At 58.2% G+C, this 23,876-nt stretch carries 20 protein-coding genes; 8 read left to right on the forward strand and 12 right to left on the reverse strand.

The genetic code is table 11. From position 1 onward, the window contains the following. The first annotated feature begins 124 nt into the window (after positions 1–124). From N879_RS17145 to N879_RS17165, 5 genes are all read left to right on the forward strand, one after another. Positions 125–1,237, forward strand: coding sequence for a YncE family protein (locus tag N879_RS17145; protein WP_022983515.1), 1,113 nt, complete (start codon positions 125–127; stop codon positions 1,235–1,237). 12 nt (positions 1,238–1,249) lie between these two features. Continuing rightward, positions 1,250–3,445: a TonB-dependent receptor gene (locus tag N879_RS17150; protein ID WP_022983516.1), complete on the forward strand. Its 2,196-nt coding sequence runs from the start codon at positions 1,250–1,252 to the stop codon at positions 3,443–3,445. 340 nt (positions 3,446–3,785) lie between these two features. Continuing rightward, on the forward strand, positions 3,786–4,964 hold the full coding sequence (locus N879_RS17155; protein ID WP_009457867.1) for an efflux RND transporter periplasmic adaptor subunit: 1,179 nt from the start codon (positions 3,786–3,788) through the stop codon (positions 4,962–4,964). Next, positions 4,958–6,916, forward strand: a complete 1,959-nt coding sequence (locus N879_RS17160; protein ID WP_009457862.1) for an ABC transporter permease — start codon at positions 4,958–4,960, stop codon at positions 6,914–6,916. Before N879_RS17155 ends, N879_RS17160 begins: the two co-directional genes overlap by 7 nt. Before the next feature lie 32 nt (positions 6,917–6,948). Then, positions 6,949–8,349, forward strand: a complete 1,401-nt coding sequence (locus N879_RS17165) for an efflux transporter outer membrane subunit (RefSeq protein ID WP_009457860.1) — start codon at positions 6,949–6,951, stop codon at positions 8,347–8,349. On the opposite strand, the gene N879_RS17170 is transcribed toward N879_RS17165, so the two are convergent. From N879_RS17170 to N879_RS17195, 6 genes are all read right to left on the reverse strand, one after another. Next, positions 8,302–9,066 (reverse strand): glucosamine-6-phosphate deaminase, encoded by a 765-nt coding sequence (locus N879_RS17170; protein WP_022983517.1) that lies wholly within the window; start codon positions 9,064–9,066, stop codon positions 8,302–8,304. The two genes, N879_RS17165 and N879_RS17170, sit on opposite strands and share 48 nt — an antisense overlap. 132 nt (positions 9,067–9,198) lie before the next feature. Further along, complete coding sequence (locus N879_RS17175) at positions 9,199–11,043, reverse strand: ABC transporter ATP-binding protein (protein WP_009457855.1); 1,845 nt, start codon at positions 11,041–11,043, stop codon at positions 9,199–9,201. Between the two features lie 416 nt (positions 11,044–11,459). Further along, entirely contained in the window at positions 11,460–13,067 is a 1,608-nt protein-coding gene (locus tag N879_RS17180) for a gamma-glutamyltransferase family protein (RefSeq protein WP_009457854.1), read from the reverse strand. Then, positions 13,064–14,092 carry a Bug family tripartite tricarboxylate transporter substrate binding protein gene (locus tag N879_RS17185; protein ID WP_009457853.1) on the reverse strand — a complete coding sequence of 343 codons (1,029 nt, stop codon included), beginning with the start codon at positions 14,090–14,092 and terminating at the stop codon, positions 13,064–13,066. Before N879_RS17185 ends, N879_RS17180 begins: the two co-directional genes overlap by 4 nt. A gap of 75 nt (positions 14,093–14,167) precedes the next feature. After that, on the reverse strand, positions 14,168–15,094 hold the full coding sequence (locus N879_RS17190) for a LysR substrate-binding domain-containing protein (RefSeq protein ID WP_009457852.1): 927 nt from the start codon (positions 15,092–15,094) through the stop codon (positions 14,168–14,170). After that, the gene (locus tag N879_RS17195; RefSeq protein WP_022983518.1) at positions 15,091–16,089 is read right to left on the reverse strand and encodes an LLM class flavin-dependent oxidoreductase; all 999 of its coding nucleotides are present in this window, start codon (positions 16,087–16,089) and stop codon (positions 15,091–15,093) included. Before N879_RS17195 ends, N879_RS17190 begins: the two co-directional genes overlap by 4 nt. Before the next feature lie 88 nt (positions 16,090–16,177). On the opposite strand from N879_RS17195, the gene N879_RS17200 reads away from it, so the two are divergent. The 3 genes from N879_RS17200 (at position 16,178) to N879_RS17210 (ending at position 19,272) form a co-directional block, all read left to right on the forward strand. Continuing rightward, on the forward strand, positions 16,178–16,786 hold the full coding sequence (locus tag N879_RS17200; protein ID WP_009457850.1) for a class I SAM-dependent DNA methyltransferase: 609 nt from the start codon (positions 16,178–16,180) through the stop codon (positions 16,784–16,786). Positions 16,787–17,315: 529 nt separating this feature from the next. Then, on the forward strand, positions 17,316–18,128 hold the full coding sequence (locus N879_RS17205; RefSeq protein ID WP_031233007.1) for a mechanosensitive ion channel family protein: 813 nt from the start codon (positions 17,316–17,318) through the stop codon (positions 18,126–18,128). A 208-nt stretch (positions 18,129–18,336) separates the two neighbouring features. Next, entirely contained in the window at positions 18,337–19,272 is a 936-nt protein-coding gene (locus N879_RS17210) for a LysR substrate-binding domain-containing protein (protein WP_022983521.1), read from the forward strand. A 30-nt stretch (positions 19,273–19,302) separates the two neighbouring features. Here the strand turns inward: N879_RS17210 and N879_RS17215 are convergent, their stop codons facing one another. Genes N879_RS17215 through mdcC form a run of 6 tightly spaced genes read right to left on the reverse strand, consistent with a single transcriptional unit; the run spans position 19,303 to position 23,850 of the window. Beyond that, positions 19,303–20,232, reverse strand: coding sequence for an acyltransferase domain-containing protein (locus N879_RS17215; RefSeq protein ID WP_009457837.1), 930 nt, complete (start codon positions 20,230–20,232; stop codon positions 19,303–19,305). Between the two features lie 2 nt (positions 20,233–20,234). Then, positions 20,235–21,197, reverse strand: a complete 963-nt coding sequence (locus N879_RS17220) for a triphosphoribosyl-dephospho-CoA synthase (RefSeq protein WP_009457836.1) — start codon at positions 21,195–21,197, stop codon at positions 20,235–20,237. Continuing rightward, positions 21,187–21,891 (reverse strand): malonate decarboxylase holo-[acyl-carrier-protein] synthase, encoded by a 705-nt coding sequence (gene mdcG / locus N879_RS17225; RefSeq protein ID WP_009457835.1) that lies wholly within the window; start codon positions 21,889–21,891, stop codon positions 21,187–21,189. The genes N879_RS17220 and mdcG overlap by 11 nt, the downstream gene beginning before the upstream one ends. Further along, the gene (gene mdcE / locus N879_RS17230; protein ID WP_022983522.1) at positions 21,891–22,604 is read right to left on the reverse strand and encodes a biotin-independent malonate decarboxylase subunit gamma; all 714 of its coding nucleotides are present in this window, start codon (positions 22,602–22,604) and stop codon (positions 21,891–21,893) included. Before mdcE ends, mdcG begins: the two co-directional genes overlap by 1 nt. Then, complete coding sequence (locus N879_RS17235; protein WP_009457834.1) at positions 22,601–23,503, reverse strand: biotin-independent malonate decarboxylase subunit beta; 903 nt, start codon at positions 23,501–23,503, stop codon at positions 22,601–22,603. Before N879_RS17235 ends, mdcE begins: the two co-directional genes overlap by 4 nt. After that, positions 23,500–23,850: a malonate decarboxylase acyl carrier protein gene (mdcC, locus tag N879_RS17240; RefSeq protein ID WP_009457832.1), complete on the reverse strand. Its 351-nt coding sequence runs from the start codon at positions 23,848–23,850 to the stop codon at positions 23,500–23,502. The genes N879_RS17235 and mdcC overlap by 4 nt, the downstream gene beginning before the upstream one ends. Positions 23,851–23,876: the final 26 nt, after the last annotated feature.

Below are 23,876 nucleotides of genomic sequence, written 5' to 3' on the forward strand. Positions count from 1 at the left end.
AGCGGCTGATTTAGTCCCGCGTGTTTCTCCTTAAGGTGCAGGGATATCCCGATTTTGAGCATGGAAGTGCTTAATGTAATAATACAAATGATAATCACTTCTATTTCTAAAACGGGATATTGAAATGTTCACACGTCGCCTTGCTTTGTCTGTCTTGTCTGCCGCTTTGCTAAGTGCCGGATCTTTTGCCCATGCCCAGCCGTCCGAGTCAGTCTCGCTGCCCTTGACGCCGGAGCTGGCGCAAAAGACGTCAATTACGGCAGAAGGGGCTTTACGCAAGGATCTGGCTTACGGGGTTTATCAAACGGTTTACAGCCCGTTTGATAAGTCCTTGTATGTGGCCTCGGCAGAGCGTGCGCCTTCGGTTCGGGGAGGTGTGATCTATAAATTGGACCCGATCACCCTGGATGTGAAGGGGACGATTTATACCGATGAAAGCAACTTCGGCCTGGCGACGAACGCGTCGGGCGACACCCTGTACGTCACCAATAGTCTGGCTGCTGCCGTCTCCAAAGTTGAGCTGAAAGAGGACGGGAGCCTGGAGCGAGTCCGCTTTAGCAATACCAGTTTTGATGACACCAAAATGGGGCCGCGCACGATTCGTCACGACTCCCAGCAAGGCCGTGTGTATGTGGGGGCCGTAGGTGCGCCGGCCGTGATCTGGGTGCTGGATGATCGTAATCTGGAACTGATCGACACCATTGAAAACGCAGGCAAATGGGTGACCGGTCTGCTGATGGATTCGGGATCGCATCGTCTGTATGCCGCCAATGGCGACGGCGAAGTGATGGTGATCAATACCCAAACCAACAAGATCGAACAGCGCTGGAAACCGGCTGGCGCCAAACCCGCCTTGCTCTTGAATTTTGCGCTGGATTCCAGCCGCAATCGTCTGTACGTAACCGAGACCAAAGACCAGAAAACCGTGTATGTGCTGGATGCCCGCAACGGCAAATTGCTGCAGGAACTGCCGGTGGGGGATGCCATGGATGTCTTGTATAACGCTGATCGCGACGAGCTGTATTTGACTCACCGCGAGCAAGGCAAAGTGTCTGTGCTGGATGGCGGTAGCTATGCGATCAAGGCGCAATACAACTTGCCTGATAACCCCAACAGCCTGGAGCTGGGCCCGGACAGCCAGTTGTACGTCACCGTTAAAGCTCCTTCCACTCCGCAGTACAAAGCCAGCAAGCGCGAAAGTGTGGTGCGTATTGACCTGAAGAACATCAAGGCTTGATAGGTAATCGTGATGACCAGCTTATTCAAGCCTTGCCTGGGACGCTCTCTTGCCCTGTCTCTGTTTGCTCTTCATTGTCAGGCTCAGGCGCAAGACCAGAGGGATGTTGCCCAGCCGCAGGAGTTGTCCACCATTACCGTTAATGCCAGTGCGGATGCGTCGCGTCAGGGCTTGTTGCCGGAGTATGCGGGCGGTCAGGTCGCCAGCGGCGGGCGAGTGGGGATATTGGGTTCTCTTGAAAACATGGACTCGCCTTTCAGCGTCAATAGCTACACCAGCCGCTATATCGAGCAATTGCAGGCGTCGACCGTAGCCGATGTGGTGCGCCATGATCCTTCCGTGCGCGTGGCCCGTGGTTTTGGCAATTTTCAGGAAAGTTTTTTCATTCGGGGCTTTTTGACGGCGTCCGATGATATTGCCTACAACGGTTTGTTTGGTTTGCTGCCCCGGCAAGCGACGGCTGCCGAACTGGCCGAGCGTATTGAAGTGCTGCATGGCGCAGGTGGCTTTCTGTACGGTGCCGCGCCTTCCGGCGGTGGTATTGGGGGCACGATCAATGTGCTGCCCAAACGGGCTGGCGAGAGCCCGCTGACCAAGGTCGGTGCAGGTTATGGCAGTGGCGGACAAAGCCAGATCAAGGCGGATATTGCGCGTCGTTTTGCCGATGATGCGGCAGGCATTCGTATCAATGCCATCAAACGCAGTGGTGATACGGCGGTCGACAATGAGCACACCAGTCTGGACCTGTACACGGTAGGGGTGGATTGGCGTGGTGAGCGTGTACGTTTGTCGGCGGACTTGGGCTATCAAGAACATAAGCTGCGTGAAGTCCGGCCTAATGTGGCTTTAAAGGCGGGCTTGTCCGCTTTGCCGGGCTTGCCTTCGCACACGCGCAACTTCGCCCAGCCCTGGACCTACTCTAATGAGAAAACCATTTTTGGGACGGTACGCGGGGAATATGATCTGAATGATTCCATGACCCTGTGGGCTGCTTTCGGCATGAAAGATGGCAAGGAAAAAAATCAGCTTGCGACTCAGACGGTAACGGATGCCGTTTCGGGAAAAACCACCTTCTCGCGTTTCAACAATTCCCGACGTGATGACGTGAAAACAGGCGAGTTGGGTTTGCGAGCCAGTTTTGAGACCGGGCCTGTGTTGCATGAGCTGGTCGCTGCTGCTTCTTTGTATGACCACAAAGAGAAAAATGCCTGGGCTATGGGTAGCGTGCAGGAAAGTAATCTTTATGATCCTGTGAATCACGCCTTGTCACCCTTCGCTTATACCGGGGGAGATTTGGGTTCACCCGCTTTGGTGGGACGCACCAAACTGACCAGTTATACCCTGGGCGACCTGATGTATCTCTGGGACGACAGGCTGGAAGTCATGTTGGGGCTGCGCCATCAAATCATGGAAACGCGCAGCTATGACTATGGCACCCAGGCCTTGCAGCGCAAAGATCGTCAGCAACATACCAGCCCTGCTGCGGGTGTGGTGTTCAAGCTGACTGATGAATGGGCTTTGTACGGCAACTACACGGAAAGCCTGGCGCAAGGCGATCTGGCACCGACTCGCTTTAACAATCAGCCGGTTCAAAACGCCGGGCAGCGCTTGTCGGCCTTTGTGGCCCAGCAAAAAGAGCTGGGAATCAAGTACGACAACGGTTCCATGGGCGGTGGGCTGACCTTCTTTACCACGACCAAACCGCGTGGTGTGGTGAACGACGATCTGCGTTTTGTGGAAGCGGGCAAGGATCGCCATAACGGGTTGGAGCTGAGCTTCTACGGCCAGTTGACGGACTCCCTGCGCATTCTGGGTGGAGTGACCGCCTTGGACACCAAGCAGAAAAACACGGGTGACCCGCTGAGCGAAGGTCAGCGCGTGATTGGCGTGCCGCGTTGGCAAGGCAGTCTGGGCCTAACCTGGGATGTGCCGCAGGTGACAGGCTTGTCGCTGGATACGCAGTTGCTGGCAACCGGTGCCCGTTACGCGGATTCGGCCAATGCGATCCGTGTGCCAGGTTGGGTGCGTTGGGATCTGGGGGCCAGCTATCAGCGCAAGATTTCCGGTGTGCCCATGACGTTCAGGGCCAGTGTCGAGAATGTGGCCGATACGGCGTATTGGGCTTCGGTCGGTGGCTATCCCAATAATGGCTATCTGGTCTTGTCGCAGCCACGCACGTTCATGCTGAGTGTCTCGGTGGAGTTTTAAGGAAAGGACCGGGCAGGGGGCACAGTCCTGCCTGTTCTCCACCACATAGGGCGTCCAGCAAATGTTTGACGCCCTTATCTCAAGCCCATCGCTATAACTTTTACAAAATAAATGTCCGGAAAGTGGGCTCTCAAACGTCTTTATAAGGAAGGCCTGAAAAAGGACCTCTTGCCCTGTCCGCTTGACTGCACCGTTTAGGTGGGAACCTCCTTGTCTGCTAAGTAGCGTGGAGCCGGTTTTGGTCTAAGCAAGTACCTGCCTTCTTGACCACTTTTGTTTTTTTGATCACCTGCCGCGCATGATACGGCGGGTGCAGATCTACGGTTTTTTGGGATTAGTTATGAAGTCCAAAGCAGTAAAGCGCCGCTGGGCGTTGGCCCTGGTGGCGGTGCTGGTGCTGGGGGCGCTTGCCGCACAGGCCGGGCGTTCTTCAGAGCAGTTTGAAACGGTGGCCGTGGAGCAAAGTGATATACGCGCTACCGTTGCTGCGGTGGGAACTTTGAAGCCCAGTCGCTATGTGGACGTGGGTGCGCAGGTGTCCGGGCAGATTACGGCTTTGCCGGTTGCGCCGGGCGATCAGGTTGAGCAGGGCCAGTTGCTGGTGGAAATCGATCCCAGTGTGCAGCAAGCCACCGTCGATGCAGGCCGCGCTTCCTTGGCCGCGTTCCGGGCCCAGTTGGCCGAGCAGCAGGCTCAGCTTTTATTGGCGCGTCAGCAATTGGCTCGCCAGCGTCAACTGGAGCGCCAGCAGGCCAGCCGTCAGGAAGATATTCAGATTGCCCAAGCCAATCTGGCGACTGCGCAGGCTCGGGTAGCGCATGTACAAGCGCAGATGGAGCAGACTCAGGCCACGCTGAAAGCCGATGAGGCACGCTTGGGCTATACGCGCATTTACGCGCCCATGAGTGGCACGGTCATTGGCGTGCAGGCGCGTGAAGGCCAGACGCTGAATGCCACGTATCAAACTCCCAACATTCTGCGCATTGCAGACCTGAGCACCATGACAGTGTGGACCAGCGTGTCCGAGGCCGATATTCGTCGTATCAAGCCCGGTATGACCGTCACCTTCACGACTCTGGGAGAGCAGGGCGAAACGCGGGCGCGTCAATGGCAGGCCAAGGTTCGCCAAATCATGCCTGCGCCAGAGGGCAGCACTCAGGATGAAAGCACGGCGGCGGCACCGACTGCCACACAGGCCATCATGTATACGGTGCTGTTTGATGTGGCCAATGAAGACGGCGAATTGATGCCGCAGATGACGGCGCAGGTGCTGTTTGAGATTGATCGTGCCGACCAGGCCTTACTGATACCCCTGGTGGCTTTACGCCCAGACCCCGATAGTGGTCCTGATGCTTTTACGGTGCCGGTGCTGGAGCGGGGCAAGGTGCAGGAAAAGCCGGTCGAACTGGGAGTGCGCAATCGTCACCAGGTACAAGTCGTGAACGGGCTGGCTAAAGGGGAGCACGTTGTTCTGGCGGTGCTCACTCCTGAGCGTGGCTGGCGGTGGCTGCAATGGTAGGGGCTGCACCTCCTTTGATTGAGCTGCGGGACATTAACCGTATCTATGGCGGCCCGCCCAGCACTAAGCCTGCTGTGCAGGTTCTGTTCGATGTCAGCTTGAGTATTGAGCCGGGCGAGTTTGTGGCGATTGTGGGGGCCTCGGGGTCCGGTAAATCGACACTGATGAATCTGCTGGGTTGTCTGGATAAACCCAGCAGCGGCACCTATCTTTTTCAAGGTCGGGATGTCGCACAGCTCAGTCCTGATGAGCTGGCCCAGTTGCGCCGTGAGACCTTTGGTTTTGTCTTTCAGGGCTATCACCTGATTCCGACTGAAAGCGCCAGTGAAAATGTCCAGATGCCTGCCATTTACGCGGGAATGGATGAGGGCGCGCGTGCGGCACGTGCCGCAGAATTACTCAGTAGCCTAGGTCTGGCGGACAAGCTGGATAACCGGCCCAATCAGTTGTCCGGCGGCCAGCAGCAGCGGGTGTCTATTGCTCGTGCCTTGATGAACGGTGGCCGTGTCATTCTGGCCGACGAACCCACGGGTGCGCTGGACTCGCGCAGTGGTGCAGAAGTGATGGCCTTGCTGCGCAAGCTCTCGAACTCTGGTCACACCATTATCCTGTTTACGCACGATCATGAGGTCGCGGCGATGGCAGACCGGATTATTGAAATTCGTGACGGCTGCATCCTCTCGGATAGCCGCCCAGAAACGGCCACCGAGCCCAAGCTTGAGCAGTCTTTACCACCGCCCGAGCACCGCCGCTCGCCCTGGGTTTCGGAGATCAAGGATGCTACCCGCAGCGCCTTGCGCAGCATGTTCATTAACCGTCATCGCACGGCCTTGACCTTGTTAGGCGTGATTATCGGGGTGGCCTCGGTCATCGTGATGCTGGCGGTGGGTGAAGGTGCCCGCCAACGTGTCATGGATCAGATGGGCACGATGGGGACCACGATCATTTACTTGAGCAGTTCATCACCGCCCAATGGGGTCGCCAAAGGACAACTGACAGAAGAGGATCTGGAGGCGATTGGCGAGCTGCCATTGATACGGCGTGTCATGCCGGTGATTGGAGATCCGATTACCGTGCGGCGTGGCAGCGTGGACCGCCAGGTGTATGTGTTTGCCGCCAATGAAACCATGCCGGATATTCATCGCTGGCAGTTGGCACAAGGTCGCTACTACACCGATGCCGAGGACCGGGATCTGGCTCCCCTGGTTGTGCTGGGACATCGTGCCGCCAAGCAATTCTTCCCCGATATGGACGTGCCGTTGGGGCAGCAGCTCCTGATCGGCAATTCACCTTTTGAGGTGGTCGGGGTGATGCAGGAGCGCGGTGCCGATTCGGGCGCGCAGGCTTACGACGATATGGTGTTTGTGCCTTATCACGCGGCGCGTGCCCGTGTGTATCAGGCCCAGACGCAGCCCGACTATGTGGTGATTGATGCGCAGGACAGTTCCACCGTTCTGGAAGCGGAACAAGACATGCGTCAGTTGCTGACACAGCGTCATGGTGGGCGAGAAGACTTTTCAATCGGGAATGCGGCGGCTCGCTTGCAGGCAGAGGCTTCCACGCGTCAGGCCATGAGCATGATGCTGGGCCTGATTGCCGCCGTGTCTTTGGTGGTAGGCGGCATCGGGGTCATGAACGTAATGTTGATGACGGTGCGTGAACGCACGCGGGAAATTGGCATACGCATGGCAACCGGTGCACGGCAAAGTGACATCATGCGCCAGTTTCTGACTGAGGCGGTTTTGTTGACGATTACAGGCGGTTGCCTGGGCGTGCTGGCTGGTGCTGTGGTGGGTATCGGCCTGATTTTTGGTGGGGTGGATGTGGTGTTTTCCTTGCGGGCGGCCTTGGGCGCCTTTGGCTGCGCCGTGGTGACGGGCATGGTTTTTGGCTATATGCCAGCACGAACGGCGGCCGCGCTGGACCCCGTTCAGGCTTTGGCAGGGGAGTAAGCATGGCTCATTACCGATGGATAGCAGGGGCCATGAGCACGCTTGTGCTGCAAGCGTGCGGCTCCTTGTCCTCTGATCTGGACAAGACCCCGCCGACGCTGCCCCAGGCGTATCAACAGCAAGCCAAGGCGACACCCAGTCCTGTACTGGCCCAGGTAGAGCCGGAGTGGTGGCGTGCTTATAACAGCCCCGCCTTGAACAGCCTGATGCAGGAAGCCTTGAAGGACGTGGCGGTGCTGCGTCAGGCACAGGCCCGGATCTTGCAGGCGCAGGCTCAGGCACGCATGGCCGGAGCCAGTTTGCTGCCGGAATTGCAGGGCAATCTGTCTGCGCAAAGAGATGCGCCGTTTTCTTCCTCGCATGGAGACACTCGCTCGCAATATGTGGCCGGTGTGTTCATGAGCTACGAGCTGGATGTGTGGGGACGCAATCGTGCTCAGGCCGACAGTGCCGTGTTCCTGGCCCAGGCGGCAAATTACGAGCTGGATGTGCTGTGTGTCAGCGTGCAGGCGCAGGTGGTGCATTTAAGCCTGCAAGCCTTGGGCGACAAACAGCGCGTGGCCATTGCCCGTCAAAACCTGGCCGTTGCGCAACGCTTGTTGAGCCTGCTGGAAGCACGCTTGCAGGCGGGGGCGGCTTCGCCTTTGGAGCTGGCACAGCAACGCCAATTGCTGGCTTCGCAACAGCGCAAATTGTTTGTGATTGAAGAACAGGCCATTCGCACGCGGGTGGAGCTGGCGACCTTGTTGGGCCGTACTGAAATCATGCCCGAGCCGCAGGAGGATATTGCCAGCTTGCACGTGCCGGAGCTGGAAGCAGGTCTGCCTTCACAGCTCTTGTCGCAGCGCCCTGATATTGCGCGCATCGAGGCCCAGTTGTCAGCGGCTCATGCCGATGTGCATGTGGCGCGCGCTGCCATGTATCCCAGCCTGACCTTGGGGGCGCGGGCAGGGGCATCGGGCAATCATTGGGAAGAAAGCTTGCGCCATCCGGTCTACAGCCTGATCAGCGGGCTGGTGGCGCCTATCTTCAATGCCGGTCGTCTGGAGGCGGGCAAGGATTTGAGCGACGCCCGTTTGCAGGAATGGCTGGCGCAGTATCGGCAGACCATTGTGCAAGCTTATATGGATGTGGAAGGCGTGCTGGCACAACTGCATAGCCTTGATGCCCAGGCGCAGACTATGGAGCTGGAGTGGGAGCAAGCCAGGCTGGCGTTTCAACTGGCCGAAGCACGTTATCGCTCTGGCTCGGAAACTTTGCTGTCTTTACTGGATGCGCAGCGTACCTTGTACGCCGCTCAGGATGTGCGCGTCAGTTTGATGCAGGCACGTCTGCAATCCCGCGCGGCGCTCTTCCGAGCACTGGGCGGGGGCTGGCAAGCTGGCTCAGGCAGCCTGGCTGATCAGGGGACGGTGGCAGAGGCTGGGGTCTAGCAGGCTGGCAGCCGCCTCATCCAGCAGGATGTGGGTGTTGGCGTGCTGCTTCAAGGCTGTGAAAGGCAGCTCGGGCGTGACACCGCCTTCCTGGTAATTGAGCATGGTGCGAGCCTTGTGCTCGCCGGTGACCACCAGGGCAATTTCACGGGCGCTCAGAATATCGGCAATCCCCATGGTGATGGCCGATGCAGGCACTTCGTCCATGGAATCAAAAAAGCGGCTGTTGTCGATACGGGTGCGCTCGGACAGGGCCACCACATGGGTGCGGCTGTCAAAAGGGGTGCCCGGTTCGTTAAAGCCGATGTGGCCGTTGGTGCCTACGCCCAGCAATTGCAAGGCGACACCCCCACTGGCCGCAATCGCGGCGGAGTAGTCCTGGCAGTGCTGCTCCAGCTCTTGGGTCAGGCCATTGGGCAGATGCAAACGGGCGGCATCAAAAGGCAATTGGCCGAACAGGTGCTGGCGCATGTAGTAGGCGTAGCTTTGCTCGTGCTCGGCCGCCAGACCCACATATTCGTCCAGATTGAAGCTGTTGATCTTGGAGACATCCAGCCCATTGGCACGTACGTCCTGTACGAAACGGGCGTAGACGGGTTCCATGGTCCCCCCGGTTGCCAGACCCAGAGTCGCTTGTGGATCCTGACGAATAATTTCCTGAAGACGGGCGCTCAGGTGTGCCGCAATGGCGGCGGAATCGGGGAAGACTAAAAACATAATCTTGTTCTATGTATGGGCTGAATAAGTTGAAAAAAAACTTCGCCGCAAGCACGGCGAAGTTTGATCTTTCGAAATTCTAATGGGACAAAGATGTAACGTCAGTTTTTTTTTGCAAGCAAGTGACACGTTTTAACTATCTTGTTTGCCAGTCTCTCCCAGGAAGCCACCACTTTGACGTGCCCACAAACGAGCATACAAACCACCTTTTTCCAGCAATTCCTGGTGGCTGCCTTGCTCGATGATGCGGCCCTGATCCAGCACAATCAAGCGGTCCAGTGCCGCAATGGTGGACAGGCGGTGGGCAATGGCAATTACCGTCTTGCCGTGCATCAGGGTGTTGAGGCTTTCCTGGATGGCGGCTTCCACTTCAGAGTCCAGGGCGCTGGTGGCTTCATCCAGTAACAGGATGGGGGCGTCTTTCAGCATGACGCGGGCAATTGCCACACGCTGACGCTGGCCGCCAGATAGTTTCACACCGCGCTCGCCCACATGCGCCTCCAGGCCCTCACGGCCCTGGCGGTCATGCAGTTGCGGGATGAAGTCGGCAGCAGCGGCACGCTCTACCGCCATATGCAGCAGCTCGTCGTTGGCATCCGGGCGGCCATACAGAATGTTGTCGCGCATGGAACGGTGCAGCAAGGAGGTATCCTGCGTCACCATGCCAATGGCGGCACGCAAACTGTCCTGCGTGACGTGGGCAATGTCCTGGCCATCAATGCGAATGGTGCCGCTATCCACATCATGGAAACGCAGCAGCAAGTTGACCAGCGTGGATTTGCCCGCGCCAGAACGGCCAATCAGACCAACGCGCTCGCCCGGTTTGATCACCAGATTGAGCTTGTCGATCACCTGACGGCTTTTATCGCGGTAGGCAAAGCTCACGTCCTGGAATTCGATGCGACCTTGCTCGATTTGCAGGGGCTTGGCATCGGGAGCATCTACCACCGTGGGTTTTTGCGTCAAGGTATTGATGCCGTCCTGAATCGTGCCTACGTTCTCGAACAGATTGGTCAGCTCCCACATCAGCCAATGGGAATGGCCGGACAGACGCAGTGCCATGGCAATGACGGCCGCCACTACACCGGCTGTGGATTGATCAATCGACCACAAGTACAAGGCCAGGCCTGCCGAACTGATCAGCAAGACAGTAGCCAGCACATGGTTGGTCACTTCAAACATGCTGATCAGACGCATCTGGGCATGGCCGGTTTCCTGGAAGCGGCGCATCGCGTTCTTGGCATGGTCAGCTTCACGGCGTGTGTGGGCAAACAGCTTGACCGTGTTGATATTGGTGTAGGCGTCGGTAATACGGCCCGTCATCAGCGCACGGGCGTCGGCCTGTTCAGCCCCGACTTTGCCCAGACGAGGCACAAAGTACACGCAGGCCAAAGCGTAGCCTACCAGCCAGAGCAGGAAGGGCAGGATCAGCAGGCGGTCAAAGCTGCCCGCCAGAATCAGAATACCGATCAGGTAGGCGCTCATGCCCACGACCACTTCCACGGCCATGAACAGCGTTTCACGCACCGCCAGAGCGGTTTGCATGATCTTGGTGGTGATGCGACCAGCAAACTCGTCCGCGTAAAAGGACATGCTCTGATTCAGCATCAGCTTGTGAAACAGCCAACGCAGGCGCATGGGGAAGTTGATGGCCAGTACCTGGTGCATGACCAGCGTATGCAGGCTGATCAGCACGACGCTGCCCAGCAGAACAGCGGCAATGGTCAACAGCGTGCCACCCTGCTGGCTCCAGAACTGGGCAGGTTCAATCGAGGGCAGCCAGTCCACGATATAGCTGAGCAGGGCAAACAGCATGGCCTCGTAGGCCGACAGGCCAATCGAGGTTACGGTCATCAAGCCAATCCAGCCACGTGAATTTTTCGTACAGGCCCAGATGAAGGGGAAAAATCCTTTGGGAGGAGGGGCGACGTGTTGTTCGGGATAGGGATCTAATCGACGTTCAAAGAATGACAGCACCGAATGGGCTCCAGCGTACGGCCCTCTGGATGACAGGGCCGTTTAGACAAATAGAAAACCGCTTCCGGGGTATGAAGCGGCAATTTTTGATGGTACAGCAGTCATTCTGTCTGGCTGAAGAAAACCTGATAAAAACACAGTCTTTGTGTAGGGAAAGTGTCAGATATTGACCACGGTGTACGTTTAGTGGGCCAAGTCGATGTTGGAGCCTGCTTTGGGGGCTGTGCCTGGCTCTTTGGTGGACGGGGCTGAGCCTTGAAGGGGGCTGAAGGGATGGGGCCTTGGTGAGCGTGCCTGTGCTTCGTCGAGTGGTTTGTCTGAATAGAGATAGGGAGGCCCAAAGGTATTTGGGGTCTGGATGTTCTTATCCAGACCCCAATCAGAAAGTGGCAGTGATCTCTGGAAGGCAAATAGGCTTAGTAAGCCACCACCTGACCATCTTTACGCGGGTCGGAACCGCCCACGTAATGATTGCCCTGACGCAGAATCAGTTGTGCACCGCCAAAGGCGAACACACCGCTGCCGGGTTCAACGACGACTTCATGACCGCGCTCGCGCAAGGCCTGAACCAGCGCCGGATCGAAAGTGGGTTCTACTGCCACCCCACGGCCACCCGTCACGCGCCAGCGTGGGGCATCGGCAGCGGCCTGCGGGTTCTGACCGTACAGCAGAACACGCAGTGCCATTTGCATATGGCCTTGCGACTGGAATGGGCCACCCATCACACCAAAAGACATTTGAGGGGTGCCATCGGCATTCATGGCAAAGGCCGGAATAATGGTGTGCGAAGGGCGCTTGCCACCGGCCACTTCATTCACATGACCGGGGCGCAGGGTAAAGCCATGACCACGGTTCTGCATGCTGATGCCGGTGCCGGGAACGACCACGCCGGAACCAAAACCCATGTAGTTGGACTGGATCAGGGACACCATCATGCCGCTGGAGTCGGCGGCGGTGACATAGACCGTGCCGGAGGGGCCAGGCAGGCCGTGCTTGGGGTCGCCTGCCTTGTCCATCTGAATCAGGGCGGCGCGCTCGCGCAGATAGGCCGGGTCCAGCAAATGCTCGGGATGATGAATCATGTGCTCCAGATCTGCGTGGTGCTCGTACAGATCGGCAAAAGCCAGCTTCATGGCTTCAATGCTCAAATGCACCGTGTCGATATGGTCCAGCGGCTGCTGGCCCACACCAGCTTGTTCCATGATGCCCAAGGCCATCAAGGCCGCCAGACCTTGTCCATTGGGCGGGATTTCGTGAATCACGGACTGGGCAAAAGGATGGCTGATGGTGCCGCACCAGTTCGCGCGGTGCTCGGCCAGATCCTGCTCGTCCATGGCGCCGCCATGCTGGCGGGAGAAGTCGGCAATGCGTTTGGCCAGCTCGCCGGTGTAGAAGTCCTGACCCTGGGTGGCCGCAATGCGTTCCAGCGTATTGGCCTGGTCCTGGTTCTGATACCACTGGCCAGCGACTGGGGCTTTGCCATCACGTAAAAAGGCTTCGGCGAAACCGGGTTGATCGCCCAGACGCTGACGGCCTAGCTCCCACAAGCGCGCGATTACGGGCGAGACCGGGAAGCCTTCTCGGGCGTAATGAATCGCGGGGGCGGCCACTTGCTCCAGACTCAGACGGCCCAGCTTGCTGGATAGCTCGGCCCAGGCAGAGACCGCACCGGGAACGGAGACACTTTCCCAACCCTTGTCGGGGATGGCATCGTGACCTTTGAAACGATCCGGCGACCAGCCACGGGGCGAGCGCCCGGAGGCGTTCAAGCCATGCAGCTCTTTGCCGTCCCAGACGATGGCAAAGGCATCACTGCCTATCCCGCAACCCGTGGGTTCGACCACAGTCAGTGTGATGGCGGCCGCCAGGGCGGCATCGACGGCATTGCCACCGGCCTGCAACATGCGCAGGCCCGCTTGCGCGGCCAAGGGGTGGGAGGTGCTGACCATGTTCTGGCCAAGTACCGCAGAGCGGGCGGACGGGTAGGGGTTGTTCCAGTCCAGACAGGTGTCAGTCTTGTTCATTGAATCTGTATTCCAGTCAGTTGGATCAGGCCTTGCCAGCGTGCGCTGTCCTCGCGGACCAAAGAGATAAACTCTTCTCGGCTGGTGCTGCGGGGTTGGTCCACGCCCAATGTTTGCAGGCGCGAGCGTACTTTGGGGTCCTGAACGGCATGTGAAAAAGCCTCATAAGCCTTGTCACGAATTTCGTCGGGCAAGCCTGCGGGGGCGTACAGGCCAAACCAGGTCACCGACTCATAGCCCGGCAGGCCGGACTCCTGAAAGGTGGGCAAATCGGGTGCCAGCGGCGAGCGCTGCTGGCCGGTTACTGCCAGGGCGCGCAACTGGCCGCTGTTCACATAAGGCATCCCGGTGGGGATGGCGTCCAGTAAAACATGAATGGAACCGCCCAGCATATCGTTAATGGCCTGACCGGTTCCGCGGTATGGAACGTGGGACATGACGATATTGGCCTGATTCAAAAAGGCTTCGGTGCCCAGGTGCACGATGGTGCCATTGCCACTGCTGGCGTAGTTCAACTCATCGGGATGGGCGCGCGCGTATTCAATCAGTTCCGGCAGAGTTTGCGCGGGTACGGACGGGTTCACCAGCAAGACGCTGGCGGCATCGCCCAAGTGAGCGATAGGGGTGAAGTCTTTTTCTGCATCGTAGGGCAGGGACTTGTACAGGTGCGGAGCAATCGCGTGGGTGCTGCTGGTGGTGAACAGGAGGGTGTAGCCATCGGGCTTGCTGCGAGCGACTTCGCCTGAACCAATTGTGCCGCCCGCGCCCGTGCGGTTGTCCACAATGATGTTGGCGTTCATCGCTTTGGCCGCGCTTTCGGCAATCAGGCGGCTGATGACGTCGGTGGCACCGCCAGTGGGGAAGGGTACGATCAGGCGAATGGGACGATCAGGCCAATCGCTGGCATGGGCCGCCACGCTGCTGACGGCCAGAACAGCACCTAATAAGGTTTGGGCAAGACGCCGCCAGGGGCGACGGGTCGATGGGGGCTGCGCGTTGCTTGCGGCGTTGCTGGGTCTTGTCATGGCTATCTCCTCAATCAAGAGATGATAGGAAAGGCGATGATGCCGAACCAGCAACAAATAAGCAGGTCAGTGTTGCTATTTTGGCAAGGCTAGAGGGTCGACCTCAAGCTGTGGCAGCAACTCGTCCAGAAAGCGGCGAACAATAGAGGGCAAGCGGCGGCCAGCCAGGGCCTGCACTTCAATTTGGCGGTTCAACAGGCCGCGTTCATGAATGAAACTGGCTTGCAGCAAACCTTGCTCAATCAGGTGACGAGCCGAGAGCAAGGCCGACACCGTCACGCCTGCGCCGGACAAGGCAAATTGATGCAGAGACTGCATGTGATTGCTGCTGAATACCGGGTCCAGACTCAGGTTCTGTGCGCTGCAGGCCACATCCATCATTTGCCGCACGGTGGTGTCGGGGCCGGGCAAGGCCAGGGGGTGTGCCAGAAGGCTTTTCAGGCTGATGCGTTCGGTACGGGTTACCGGGTGGCCGGGAACCGCCAGAGCCATGACGGGCGCATCGCGGCGGAACAAGGTCTTGATGTCTTTTTCAGCCGTCTGGGTGAATTTGATGCCTATATCAATCTGGCCGCTTAGCAGCAGCATGGTGATGCGGTGTGGCGGCAGTACGTCCAGTTGAAAACGTATGCCCTGATGCTTTTCACGAAACTGTGCAATGCATTGCGGCAGTAGCTGGGCGGCCAAACCTTCAGAGGAGGCGATGCGTATCAGGCCGGTTTGCAGCCCTTGCAAGGCGGCAATATCGTGCAAGGTGCGCTCGGCATCCATGGCGCTGCGACGGGCATGGGCCAGCAGCAGTTCTCCCGCAGCGGTCAGGTTCATGCCACGGGCATGGCGCTCGAACAAGGCCATACCCAGGTTTTCTTCCAGTCCGCTGATCTGGCGGCTGATGGCCGATGTGGCCACATGCAGATTGCTGGCCGCCTGCGAGATAGAGCCACAACGCGCTACTTCCTGGAAGTAGCGCAGTGCGGTCTCCTGAAGATGGCGTGGGTTCATACCAGACTGCCGCGCAGCTCGGCGGCAATCTCGTAGGAGCGCAAGCGCTTGTTATGGTCAAAGATATTGGCGTTCAGCATCAGCTCGTTGGCGCCGGTCAGTTGAATGAAGCCTTTCATCTGTTCAAGCACTTGTTCCGGATTGCCAATGGCCGTACAGCTGAGCAGGGAGTCCAGCAGATGCTGGGCGGATGGGCTGCATTGCTCGTAGTAGTCGCGTACGGGCGGTGGCAACTGGCCGGGACGACCACTGCGCAGGTTCACAAAAGACTGTTGCCAGGAGGAGGCCAGTAGTTTGGCTTCGTCTTCCGTGTCGGCGGCAAAGACGTTGTAGCCCAGCATGACGTAAGGTTTTTCCAGATGCACGGAAGGCTGGAACTGACGGCGGTAAACCTCAATAGCATCCATCAATTGAGCAGGTGCAAAATGCGAAGCAAAGGCGTAGGGCAAGCCCAAGGCGGCGGCCAGTTGAGCACCAAACAGGCTGGAGCCCAGAATCCAGACCGGCACATTCAGTCCGCGACCGGGCACGGCCATGATGCGGTTGCGCGGCTCGTCGGACATATAGTCCATCAGCTCCAGCACGTCGCGCGGAAACTGGTCGGGGTCGCTGTTCAGATTGCGGCGCAAGGCGCGGGCGGTTTCGGGGTCGGAGCCAGGGGCACGACCCAGGCCCAAGTCAATACGGCCGGGGTACAGGGAGGCCAGCGTTCCAAACTGCTCGGCAATCACCAAAGGGGAATGGTTGGGCAACATGATGCCGCCCGCGCCCACACGAATGCGGCTGGTTTGACCGGCAATGTGCCCGATCAGAACTGAAGTGGCAGCACTGGCAATACCGGGCATGCCGTGGTGTTCGGCCAGCCAGTAACGGTGATAGCCCCACTGCTCGGCATGACGGGCAATGTCCGCCGAACAGCGAAAGGACTGGGCCGGTGTGGAGCCCTGAACAATAGGGGACAGGTCTAGGACGGAGAGCGGATAGCTTGGCTTCATGGCATCAGATTCAAATTGGACTCAGGATATAGTCGATCCATCGTTAGGCAGCGTCAAGTAAACCCATAGCATAGGCAAGGATGTTCAGATGAAAGAAACCAGTCGTCGCACCGTCAATCATTACCAGGACCATGCGCAGGCTTATCGGGACGGCACGTGGGACCATGATGTCAGCCAGAATCGTGATGCTTTGCTGGCGGCCATCGGCTTGCCGGGGCCCGTGGATATTCTGGATCTGGGCTGTGGACCGGGGCGGGATCTGGTCGCGTTTCAGGCCATGGGCCATCGTCCGGTGGGGCTGGATGGCTGTGCGGCTTTTGTGGAGATGGCTCGTCAGCAAACAGGCTTGCCGGTGCTGCATCAGGACTTTCTGGATTTGAATTTGCCCGCTGTGGCTTTTGATGGTGTGTTTGCCAATGCGGTTCTATTCCATATACCCAGCGCGGAGCTGCCTGCGGTTTTGACTGCTTTGCGACACAGTCTGCGACCGGGCGGCGTGCTGTTCTCCTCCAATCCGCGTGGTCAGGGGCAAGAAGGCTGGAATGGTCAGCGCTATGGTTGTTACTACAGTTGGGAGCAGTGGTCAGAGCGTCTGGAGCAAGCGGGCTTTGAGTATATCGATCACTTTTATCGCCCCACAGACAGGCCGCCGCAGGAGCAGCATTGGCTGGCTTCCCTGTGGCGCGTACCGGCTTGAACAGGTGCAAAATGGTGAATCCCTGACCTAGCTACTTAGGTGATTGTTTTATAAGCCTATTTTTTGCTAATACAGGGGTTTTCCCTATTTTTATGCACATCTTTTGTGGATAAGCCGGTTTTCAACAAGCAAAGGCTTGCCCGAGGAAAAAAATGGTAAAGAATTGTCGATTCTCTGCTCGCCATTTCTAAGTGCTTGATTGCACGGGGATAAGTGCAGTGATTCACGGTTTATCCTGTGACTTGTCCACATTTTATGGGGATAAGCTGGCGTCTGTTTCCGGATTTGGATGTTTTCTGTTCGTGGTTTTCAAGTGGCTGATACTACGGAAGGTTTTTCTGATTTGCCCAGTTTTTCCTATGAGCTATCCACAGTTTTCGGGGATAAGATGGTGGGCTTGCTCAACTTGGGTTCAGACCCGTCCCAAGGCTATGATGCGCACTAGCAATGTTTACCCTTGGCGGCCAGTCCCTTCGGTGCTTTGCCTTTTAATTGAGGAGATTGAAACGTGGAAAAATTGCAAGCCTGGATGACAGAGTTTCCAGCCGTTGTCGCGATTGCGCTCAACGTCGTGATCGCTTTGTTGATTCTGATTATTGGCTGGTGGCTATCGTCCGTCGCTGGTCGTGCCATCAAGCGGATGGCGGCCCGTTCCCCCCGAGTGGATCCGACGATTGTACCCATGGCCCAGTCCGTAACGGTCTGGACAATCCGCATCTTTGTGCTGATTGCCGTGTTGGCCCGTTTTGGTGTGCAGACCGCCAGCATTATCGCGGTACTGGGTGCCGCCGGTTTGGCGGTGGGCTTGGCCTTGCAGAACACACTGCAAAATATCGCCGCCGGCATCATGTTGCTGATGCTGCGTCCTTTGCGTGCGGGCGAGTTTGTGTCGGTTGTTGGTAAAGGTGACGGCACTGTGCAGGAAGTGGGTTTGTTCCTGACCCGCTTTGAGCAAGTGGATGGCATTCAATTCACGCTGCCCAACAGCCTGATCTGGGGCAACCCTATCATCAACTACAGCCGTAACACCACTCGTCGTTTGGACTTCGGGGTGGGCGTACGTTATGGCGATGATCTGGACCTGGCCATCAAGCTGCTGCAAGACCTGCTCAATGAACATCCTCAGGTGCTGAAAGACCCGGCTCCTTTGGTCATGGTCATGGAGTACAAGGACAGCGTAATCACCGTCAATCTGCGTGCGTGGATCAATGCTGCTGACTTCTGGGATGCCCGTTTTGATCTGTTCCGCCGTGCGGTCCAAGTGCTGAATCAGGCTGGTTTGCAGACGCCCGTTCCAGTACGTGAAATCGTGCAAACGGGTGGCGAGAAAAAGGCTGCTTAAGCCTTGGGTTCAGGGCCTGATTTCCAGATCCTGAATACGATTTTGCCGGGTTCAAGCCCGTGCTGTTCTGACCTGACATGGGAATGCCCCAAGCCTTGCTTTTAGCGGCTTGGGGCATTTTTTTCGGGTTAGCCTGCATTGGTCTTACTGCGGACTTCTCCCATACTGTACTCTTTGCTCTGGCGCTGTTTTTCCACCTGCCCTCACGATGTTTCTGATCGACGAAAAAATCACGGTACGACGCCTGGAAGTTCTGCTGGCTTTTCTGGAAGCTGGCACGATTGCCCGTGCCGCTGAACAATTGGGCACCAGTGCGGTGAGCGTGCATCGGGCCTTGAAAAGCCTGGAGGAAGGGTTGCGCTGCCCGCTGTTCTTGCAGGAGGGCCGCAATCTGGTGCCACAGGAGTCGGCGCGCGAGCTGGCCGAAGCGGCCAAGGAAACCATACGCACCTTGCAGCACGGCATTGATGCTGCCCGGGAAGCCGGGGGGTATTCGTCGGATCAGTTGCGCATAGGTTCCATGTACTCGCTGACGATACGTTTGGTGCCGCGCCTTTTGGTAGAGCTGAAGGTTCACAAGCCTTTATTGCAGATTGATCTGGTGCTGGACTCCAACGAGAAGCTGTTGCAAAAGTTGCGGGGCGGTCATATTGACGCAGCCCTGATCGAGTTGCCACAGGAGCAACCGGATGATCTGGAAGTGCTGCCCATTTTTGATGATGAGCTGATGTTTGCTGCTCCCATGGATTGGCAAGGATCGGACTCGTCCGTGGTGGATCTGGAGCGTTGTTCCAAGGAACGTTTTGTGTCGCTGACCGATGATTTTGCAACGGGGCGGGACATGCAGCGCATGTTGGCCAAAGCCGGGTTTGATGCCGATATTGTGATGCGCACCGGAGACATCTATTCCTTGATGAGTCTGGTCAGTGGTGGTGTGGGATGCTCCCTTTTACCTGCGCGAGCCAAAGCGGTTTTTTCTGACAAGATTCAGTGGCTGAGCCTGGAGCAGAAGTATCGACATTCACAGCGTATCGGCCTGGTGTGCATGAAGTCGCGCGAGCGCAGCCCGAATGTGTTGAGCTTGTTACGGGCCTGCCGGATCGTGCGTACTCAGTTGGAAAAAGAAGGGCCGACGTCGGGCTGATACGGGTCTGCGCAAGCCGCTGTCTTGCGTTTATCCAGCCCAGCGAGACAGCCAGCGTTGCAAGCCATCCAGGGTTTGGAACTCGTCCACACTGCGCGCAGGAATCTCCGGATAGCGTTGATTCCACATGGTCGCCAGACTGCGGCCCGGACCAATCTCCAGCACCACATTGGGCTGTCGCTCTTCAATCTGCTCCATGCAGGAGTCCCATTGCACAGTTTGCATCAACTGCGCTGATAAGGCCTGGGCAGCGGTAGTGGCGTTATGCACCCATAGACCGGCATTGGTGGGCCAAGGCAAGGTTGGGGCAGTCAGTTCGCTTTGATTCAGTTGCTCTTGAAAGGCCTGGGCCGCGCTGCTCATCCAATGGGTATGGGAGGCAATATTCACGGCCAGGGGTGTGCAACGTGCCCCTTGTTCTTGAGCGAATTTTTCCAGGGCAGCAAGCTTGTCACGTGGTCCCGCACAGACAGCACTATCAGGACCATTGCGTATCGCCAGGGCAGCGCCGTGCGCTTGGCACCATTGCTCAATCGTCCGGATTGAAACCCCACTTATCGCCAGCATGCTGCTGTCCTGTCCGGCCCCGGCTTTATCCATCAAGGCGGCTCTTAGTCCGGCGAGCTGGATGGTATTGCTGGCATATAACACACCCGCTACACAAGCGGCTGCCAGTTCACCAATGCTGTAGCCCGCCACGGCCACCAAAGATCGCCTGGAGGTTTGCAGAGCAGGGACGTGCTCCTGCAATTCCTGCCAAGCGGCCAAGGCGCAAGCTGTCAGCAGAACTTGGGCATGGGCATTGGTGCTGGCCCAACGGGTATCGCGCATGGCAGCGCGCCAATCGGGAACGTGCAACTGTTCCTGCATTTGCAGCAGCGAGGGGTTTGCCGGGTTCATCCAGGGCAGCATGTCTGCGTATTGCATGCCTTGCCCGGAAAACAGCAGGGCGATTTTCATAGTCAGGCTCCAGTAGGGCGACGCTGGCTGGCACTGCCGGGTGCATAGGCTTGCAAGCGATCCAGCCAGCAGCAGGCCGACAAGGTGTCGGCTGCGCCGCCGGGGGACAGGCGACGTTTCATGAAGGCTTGATGCAAGGCTTGCGCGCGTTGCACCGCATCGGGGCTGAATGCACTGCCTGCTTGCAGGTAGTGCATGGCGCAGCGGCGCGCGTAGTGTAGCCCCTCCAGTCCGCCACGATGGGCCAGATTACTATCGTCAAGGACCGCCATAACAGAAAAGAAGGTATGCAGACCCACGGTTTGCAACTGCTGTTCTGCCACTGGTGTGCTGTGCGGAGACAAAGTTTTGACAGCGACTTGCCAGGCGGGCCAGGCCGTTTCAAACAAGGTGGGAAAGCCCTGGGCTGCTTCCTGGTTCGCGCCTTGCAAGCCATAGCGGCGTACCGCCCGTCCGCCCGGCAGTGCGGACGAAGCTTGCAGGCTGCGGGCCTGTAAAGCCGCCCCCCATAATGTTTGAAGTTGGTCCCGAATCGTGGCGGGAGTCAGGGTGCGAAAAGGTAGGCAAGCGCCTGCGGCTGCGCACAGCAGGCCCAGCATGAAGATGGCGCCACGGTGGGTATTGATGCCCCCGGTTGCCGCCTGCATGCGAGCCTCCGCTGCAATCCCGCGAGTTTGCAGCTGGCTGAATGGAACACGCTGTTGGCCCAGAGCCGCCATGTCAGAAAAATAATGGCGCAGGGCAAACAGACTGCGATAAAAAGTGCTGGCATCCATATCGTCATGGCTGCCGCTGTCGAGCAAGGAAACCAGCCCCGGTTTGGGGGCCAGAATCAGCTCGTCATACAGCGCTAGAACCGCCGCACGGCCTATGGCCGCACAACTCCAGGAACGGGATGGATCCATGAAGTCGGCGGCAGTGGGGCGAGGCGCCAATGTTCTGGTTTCAATGGCATCAAGCAGCATGAGAGGACTCCGGAGCAGGAGCGTGCTCGGGCCAGTCCGAGTGCGCCTGAATACGTACACCATGAGTGCGTTTGATCATCACTTTGCTGCTGGCACCGCTGCGCCATTGCTGCCATTCACGCCAGGCAATGGCGGCGTCATCCGGGAACAGCAACTCTCCATCCAGACGGGGCAAACCGGACAATTCGCTGATTGCACTTAATAGCTCCACCAGACGATCTGCTTGCGTGGCGCTCTGCACGGGTAGCAGCAAATCCAGGTCTGAACCTTCACGCACATAGCCCTGTCCTGTGATCAGCTCCCAGCCATAACTGCCATAGACCTGAGCCGTGCAGCCATGTGCTTGCATACGCTGACATAAGCTCAGCCAGTCTTGCGCCAAGGAGGCTGGCAATAAGGTTTGGGCTTCATGGGCGGGGGGAAAACTGCCCCAAGACAGGCTCTGGTTTTGGGAAACGATCAGGGACAGACGTTGCCGCCCCCAATCGGTCGGTAAAGGAATGCCCACTTGCAACTGTCCGCTATGCAGTTCGCCTGGCTGACGGCTGACGACCAGCGGCCAGCCTCGAGCCTGCCATTGATGCAGGCTCTGGCAGACGTGGCTGGTCAGCTCCAGATCAGTCAGCACCTGATCCCAGGCTGTGTTGTCCAGCGTGATCAGGTGGTGACGGCGAGCGGGCAGCTGGGCGTTCATCAGGATGCCTGCAAGACCTGTTCAATGATCTGGGCAGCCAGGCGGCGGCCACCACGTTCGGCACCATCGCTGGCGCGGCGATCCTGATCATTGGATTGAGCCAGTGCTGCCCGCAAGGAAGCACGCAGTTGCTCTGGCGAGCTGCTGTCCCAGACAGACTGAATGCCTCCCATGGCCACGTAGTTGCCTACGCCGGGCGCAAAGACCGGATTGGACTGCGCCAGCTCTTCCAGCATGGCTTCGGGCAGCTTGGTCACGCGGGCCATGGCAGGAATGCGCATGACGCGAATTTCGGCTTCGGGCACGGCATAGCAGGCATCGGCAATCAGGCCGGAGGTGATGAAGCCACCGGACAGGGCCTGGTCGTACACCAGCCCAATGACCTTGTGGCCTTTGCGTCGGGCCAGATCCAGGCACATGCCCAAGTGAGCCATGGCGCGGTTGATGCCCAGCAGCTCATCGCGGCGGCGCAGTTGCTGGCCCTGGGTATCGACCAAAAGCAGCAGGCTACGGCCAGGATGGTTCTTGATGGTGTCCAGCACGGCCTGTGCCTGGGTCAAGGCCAGGGACACGCCGATGGGGGCGTGTTCCGTCGTGCCGATCACGGCCAAGGTCTCGCCATCAAACTGGGCATCGCCCTGCAAAAATAAATCCTGTTCGCTAATGCTGTGCTGCGTATCGAACAGCGATTGCACCAGTGTTTCCCATTTCATGACAGCGCCTCCTGGCTGCGTAATGCTTTGACGGCTGCAGCATCCATCTGCCCGACTTGATCACTTTGTTCCAGCCCCAGTGCTTGCCACAAGGCTTGGGCCTGATTTTCAGTTTGGTTCCATTGCTCCACAGGCAGCAGGGCTGCGCGGTGTGCCAGCAGCTGATGTTCCTGTTCCAGCTCTTCCAGGGTGACGGGGCCACGGGCTGGATTCTTCAAGCCTTGTACGGCAGCGGCGCGGAAAGCGGCCACGGTGTCCGGTACAAGGTCGTCGCAATCGGCGGTCAGCCAGCGGTGTTTTCCGCCACTGGTTTGCCAGACCAAAGCGCGGTCCTTGGAGTCGTATTCTTCGACTCCGTGGGAGGCTTCAATCACTTCCGGACCGGACATGGCCAGACGGCCGACGTCGCTCATGATCAGGTGGTTGGTGCAGCGGGCCACAATGCCCATACCCCCAAAGCAACCGTTTTGCCCGCCTACCAAAGCAAGCACAGGCACTCCGGCATTACGCGTGTCCAGCAGGGCGCGCATCACTTCCGAGACGGCTATCAAACCGGCGTTAGCTTCGTGCAGACGCACACCCCCGGACTCCAGCAGCAGGACTACGCCTGCAGGACGGTCAGTCATGGCTCGACGCAGCAGGCCCACCAGCTTGGCGCCGTGGACTTCGCCCACGCCACCGCCCATGAATTCGCCTTCCTGCGCCGCCACATACACGGTCTGCCCCTCCAGCAAAGCACGGCCGATAGCCACGCCATCATCAAAGGAAGAAGGCACTCCCAACTGGGCCAGATGGGGGCTGCTCAAGCGTTGTGCAGGGGGCAGCCATTCGTGAAAGCTGTTGGCGTCAAACAGAGCCTGGACGCGCTGGCGGGCAGAACACTCCAGATAACTGCTCATGACTGTGTTCCTTGTGCTTGGCTGCGTGCCAGGGCTTCGCTGGCGGCCTGGTCCAGACGCAGACTGACCACGGCAGGGGTGGCCCCCATATCGTTAATGTCAAAGTGAATACCGGCCAGCGGATGGCGCTGGTGAAAGTCCCGCACTACCGCATCCCAGATCGTGGAGAAACCACGTGCCGAGGTATGAATATGGATGGTGCATTCGGCGCTGTCCTTGGGCTCGGCCAGCACTTCCAGATTGCCCGAACCTACCACGCCCACCAGCACAGGCTGGAAGGTGCCAATAGGCTCTTGTCCTTTGAAGCTATAGGCCAGGGTTTCCAGGCCGTGAGGAATGTTTGTCATCGTGATCTCCTAATGCAAATAGCGTG

It is taken from the genome of Alcaligenes sp. EGD-AK7 (assembly GCF_000465875.3).
Taxonomy (GTDB): Bacteria; Pseudomonadota; Gammaproteobacteria; order Burkholderiales; family Burkholderiaceae_B; genus Alcaligenes; species Alcaligenes phenolicus.

Bases quoted from the DNA above. Each gene is read 5' to 3' on its own strand.
- N879_RS17145 (WP_022983515.1), top strand. From the start codon at position 125: ATGTTCACACGTCGCCTTGCTTTGTCTGTCTTGTCTGCCGCTTTGCTA.
- N879_RS17150 (WP_022983516.1), top strand. From the start codon at position 1,250: ATGACCAGCTTATTCAAGCCTTGCCTGGGACGCTCTCTTGCCCTGTCT.
- N879_RS17155 (WP_009457867.1), top strand. From the start codon at position 3,786: ATGAAGTCCAAAGCAGTAAAGCGCCGCTGGGCGTTGGCCCTGGTGGCG.
- N879_RS17160 (WP_009457862.1), top strand. From the start codon at position 4,958: ATGGTAGGGGCTGCACCTCCTTTGATTGAGCTGCGGGACATTAACCGT.
- N879_RS17165 (WP_009457860.1), top strand. From the start codon at position 6,949: ATGAGCACGCTTGTGCTGCAAGCGTGCGGCTCCTTGTCCTCTGATCTG.
- N879_RS17170 (WP_022983517.1), bottom strand. From the start codon at position 9,066: ATGTTTTTAGTCTTCCCCGATTCCGCCGCCATTGCGGCACACCTGAGC.
- N879_RS17180 (WP_009457854.1), bottom strand. From the start codon at position 13,067: ATGAACAAGACTGACACCTGTCTGGACTGGAACAACCCCTACCCGTCC.
- N879_RS17185 (WP_009457853.1), bottom strand. From the start codon at position 14,092: ATGACAAGACCCAGCAACGCCGCAAGCAACGCGCAGCCCCCATCGACC.
- N879_RS17190 (WP_009457852.1), bottom strand. From the start codon at position 15,094: ATGAACCCACGCCATCTTCAGGAGACCGCACTGCGCTACTTCCAGGAA.
- N879_RS17195 (WP_022983518.1), bottom strand. From the start codon at position 16,089: ATGAAGCCAAGCTATCCGCTCTCCGTCCTAGACCTGTCCCCTATTGTT.
- N879_RS17200 (WP_009457850.1), top strand. From the start codon at position 16,178: ATGAAAGAAACCAGTCGTCGCACCGTCAATCATTACCAGGACCATGCG.
- N879_RS17205 (WP_031233007.1), top strand. From the start codon at position 17,316: ATGACAGAGTTTCCAGCCGTTGTCGCGATTGCGCTCAACGTCGTGATC.
- N879_RS17210 (WP_022983521.1), top strand. From the start codon at position 18,337: ATGTTTCTGATCGACGAAAAAATCACGGTACGACGCCTGGAAGTTCTG.
- N879_RS17215 (WP_009457837.1), bottom strand. From the start codon at position 20,232: ATGAAAATCGCCCTGCTGTTTTCCGGGCAAGGCATGCAATACGCAGAC.
- N879_RS17220 (WP_009457836.1), bottom strand. From the start codon at position 21,197: ATGCTGCTTGATGCCATTGAAACCAGAACATTGGCGCCTCGCCCCACT.
- mdcG (WP_009457835.1), bottom strand. From the start codon at position 21,891: ATGAACGCCCAGCTGCCCGCTCGCCGTCACCACCTGATCACGCTGGAC.
- mdcE (WP_022983522.1), bottom strand. From the start codon at position 22,604: ATGAAATGGGAAACACTGGTGCAATCGCTGTTCGATACGCAGCACAGC.
- N879_RS17235 (WP_009457834.1), bottom strand. From the start codon at position 23,503: ATGAGCAGTTATCTGGAGTGTTCTGCCCGCCAGCGCGTCCAGGCTCTG.
- mdcC (WP_009457832.1), bottom strand. From the start codon at position 23,850: ATGACAAACATTCCTCACGGCCTGGAAACCCTGGCCTATAGCTTCAAA.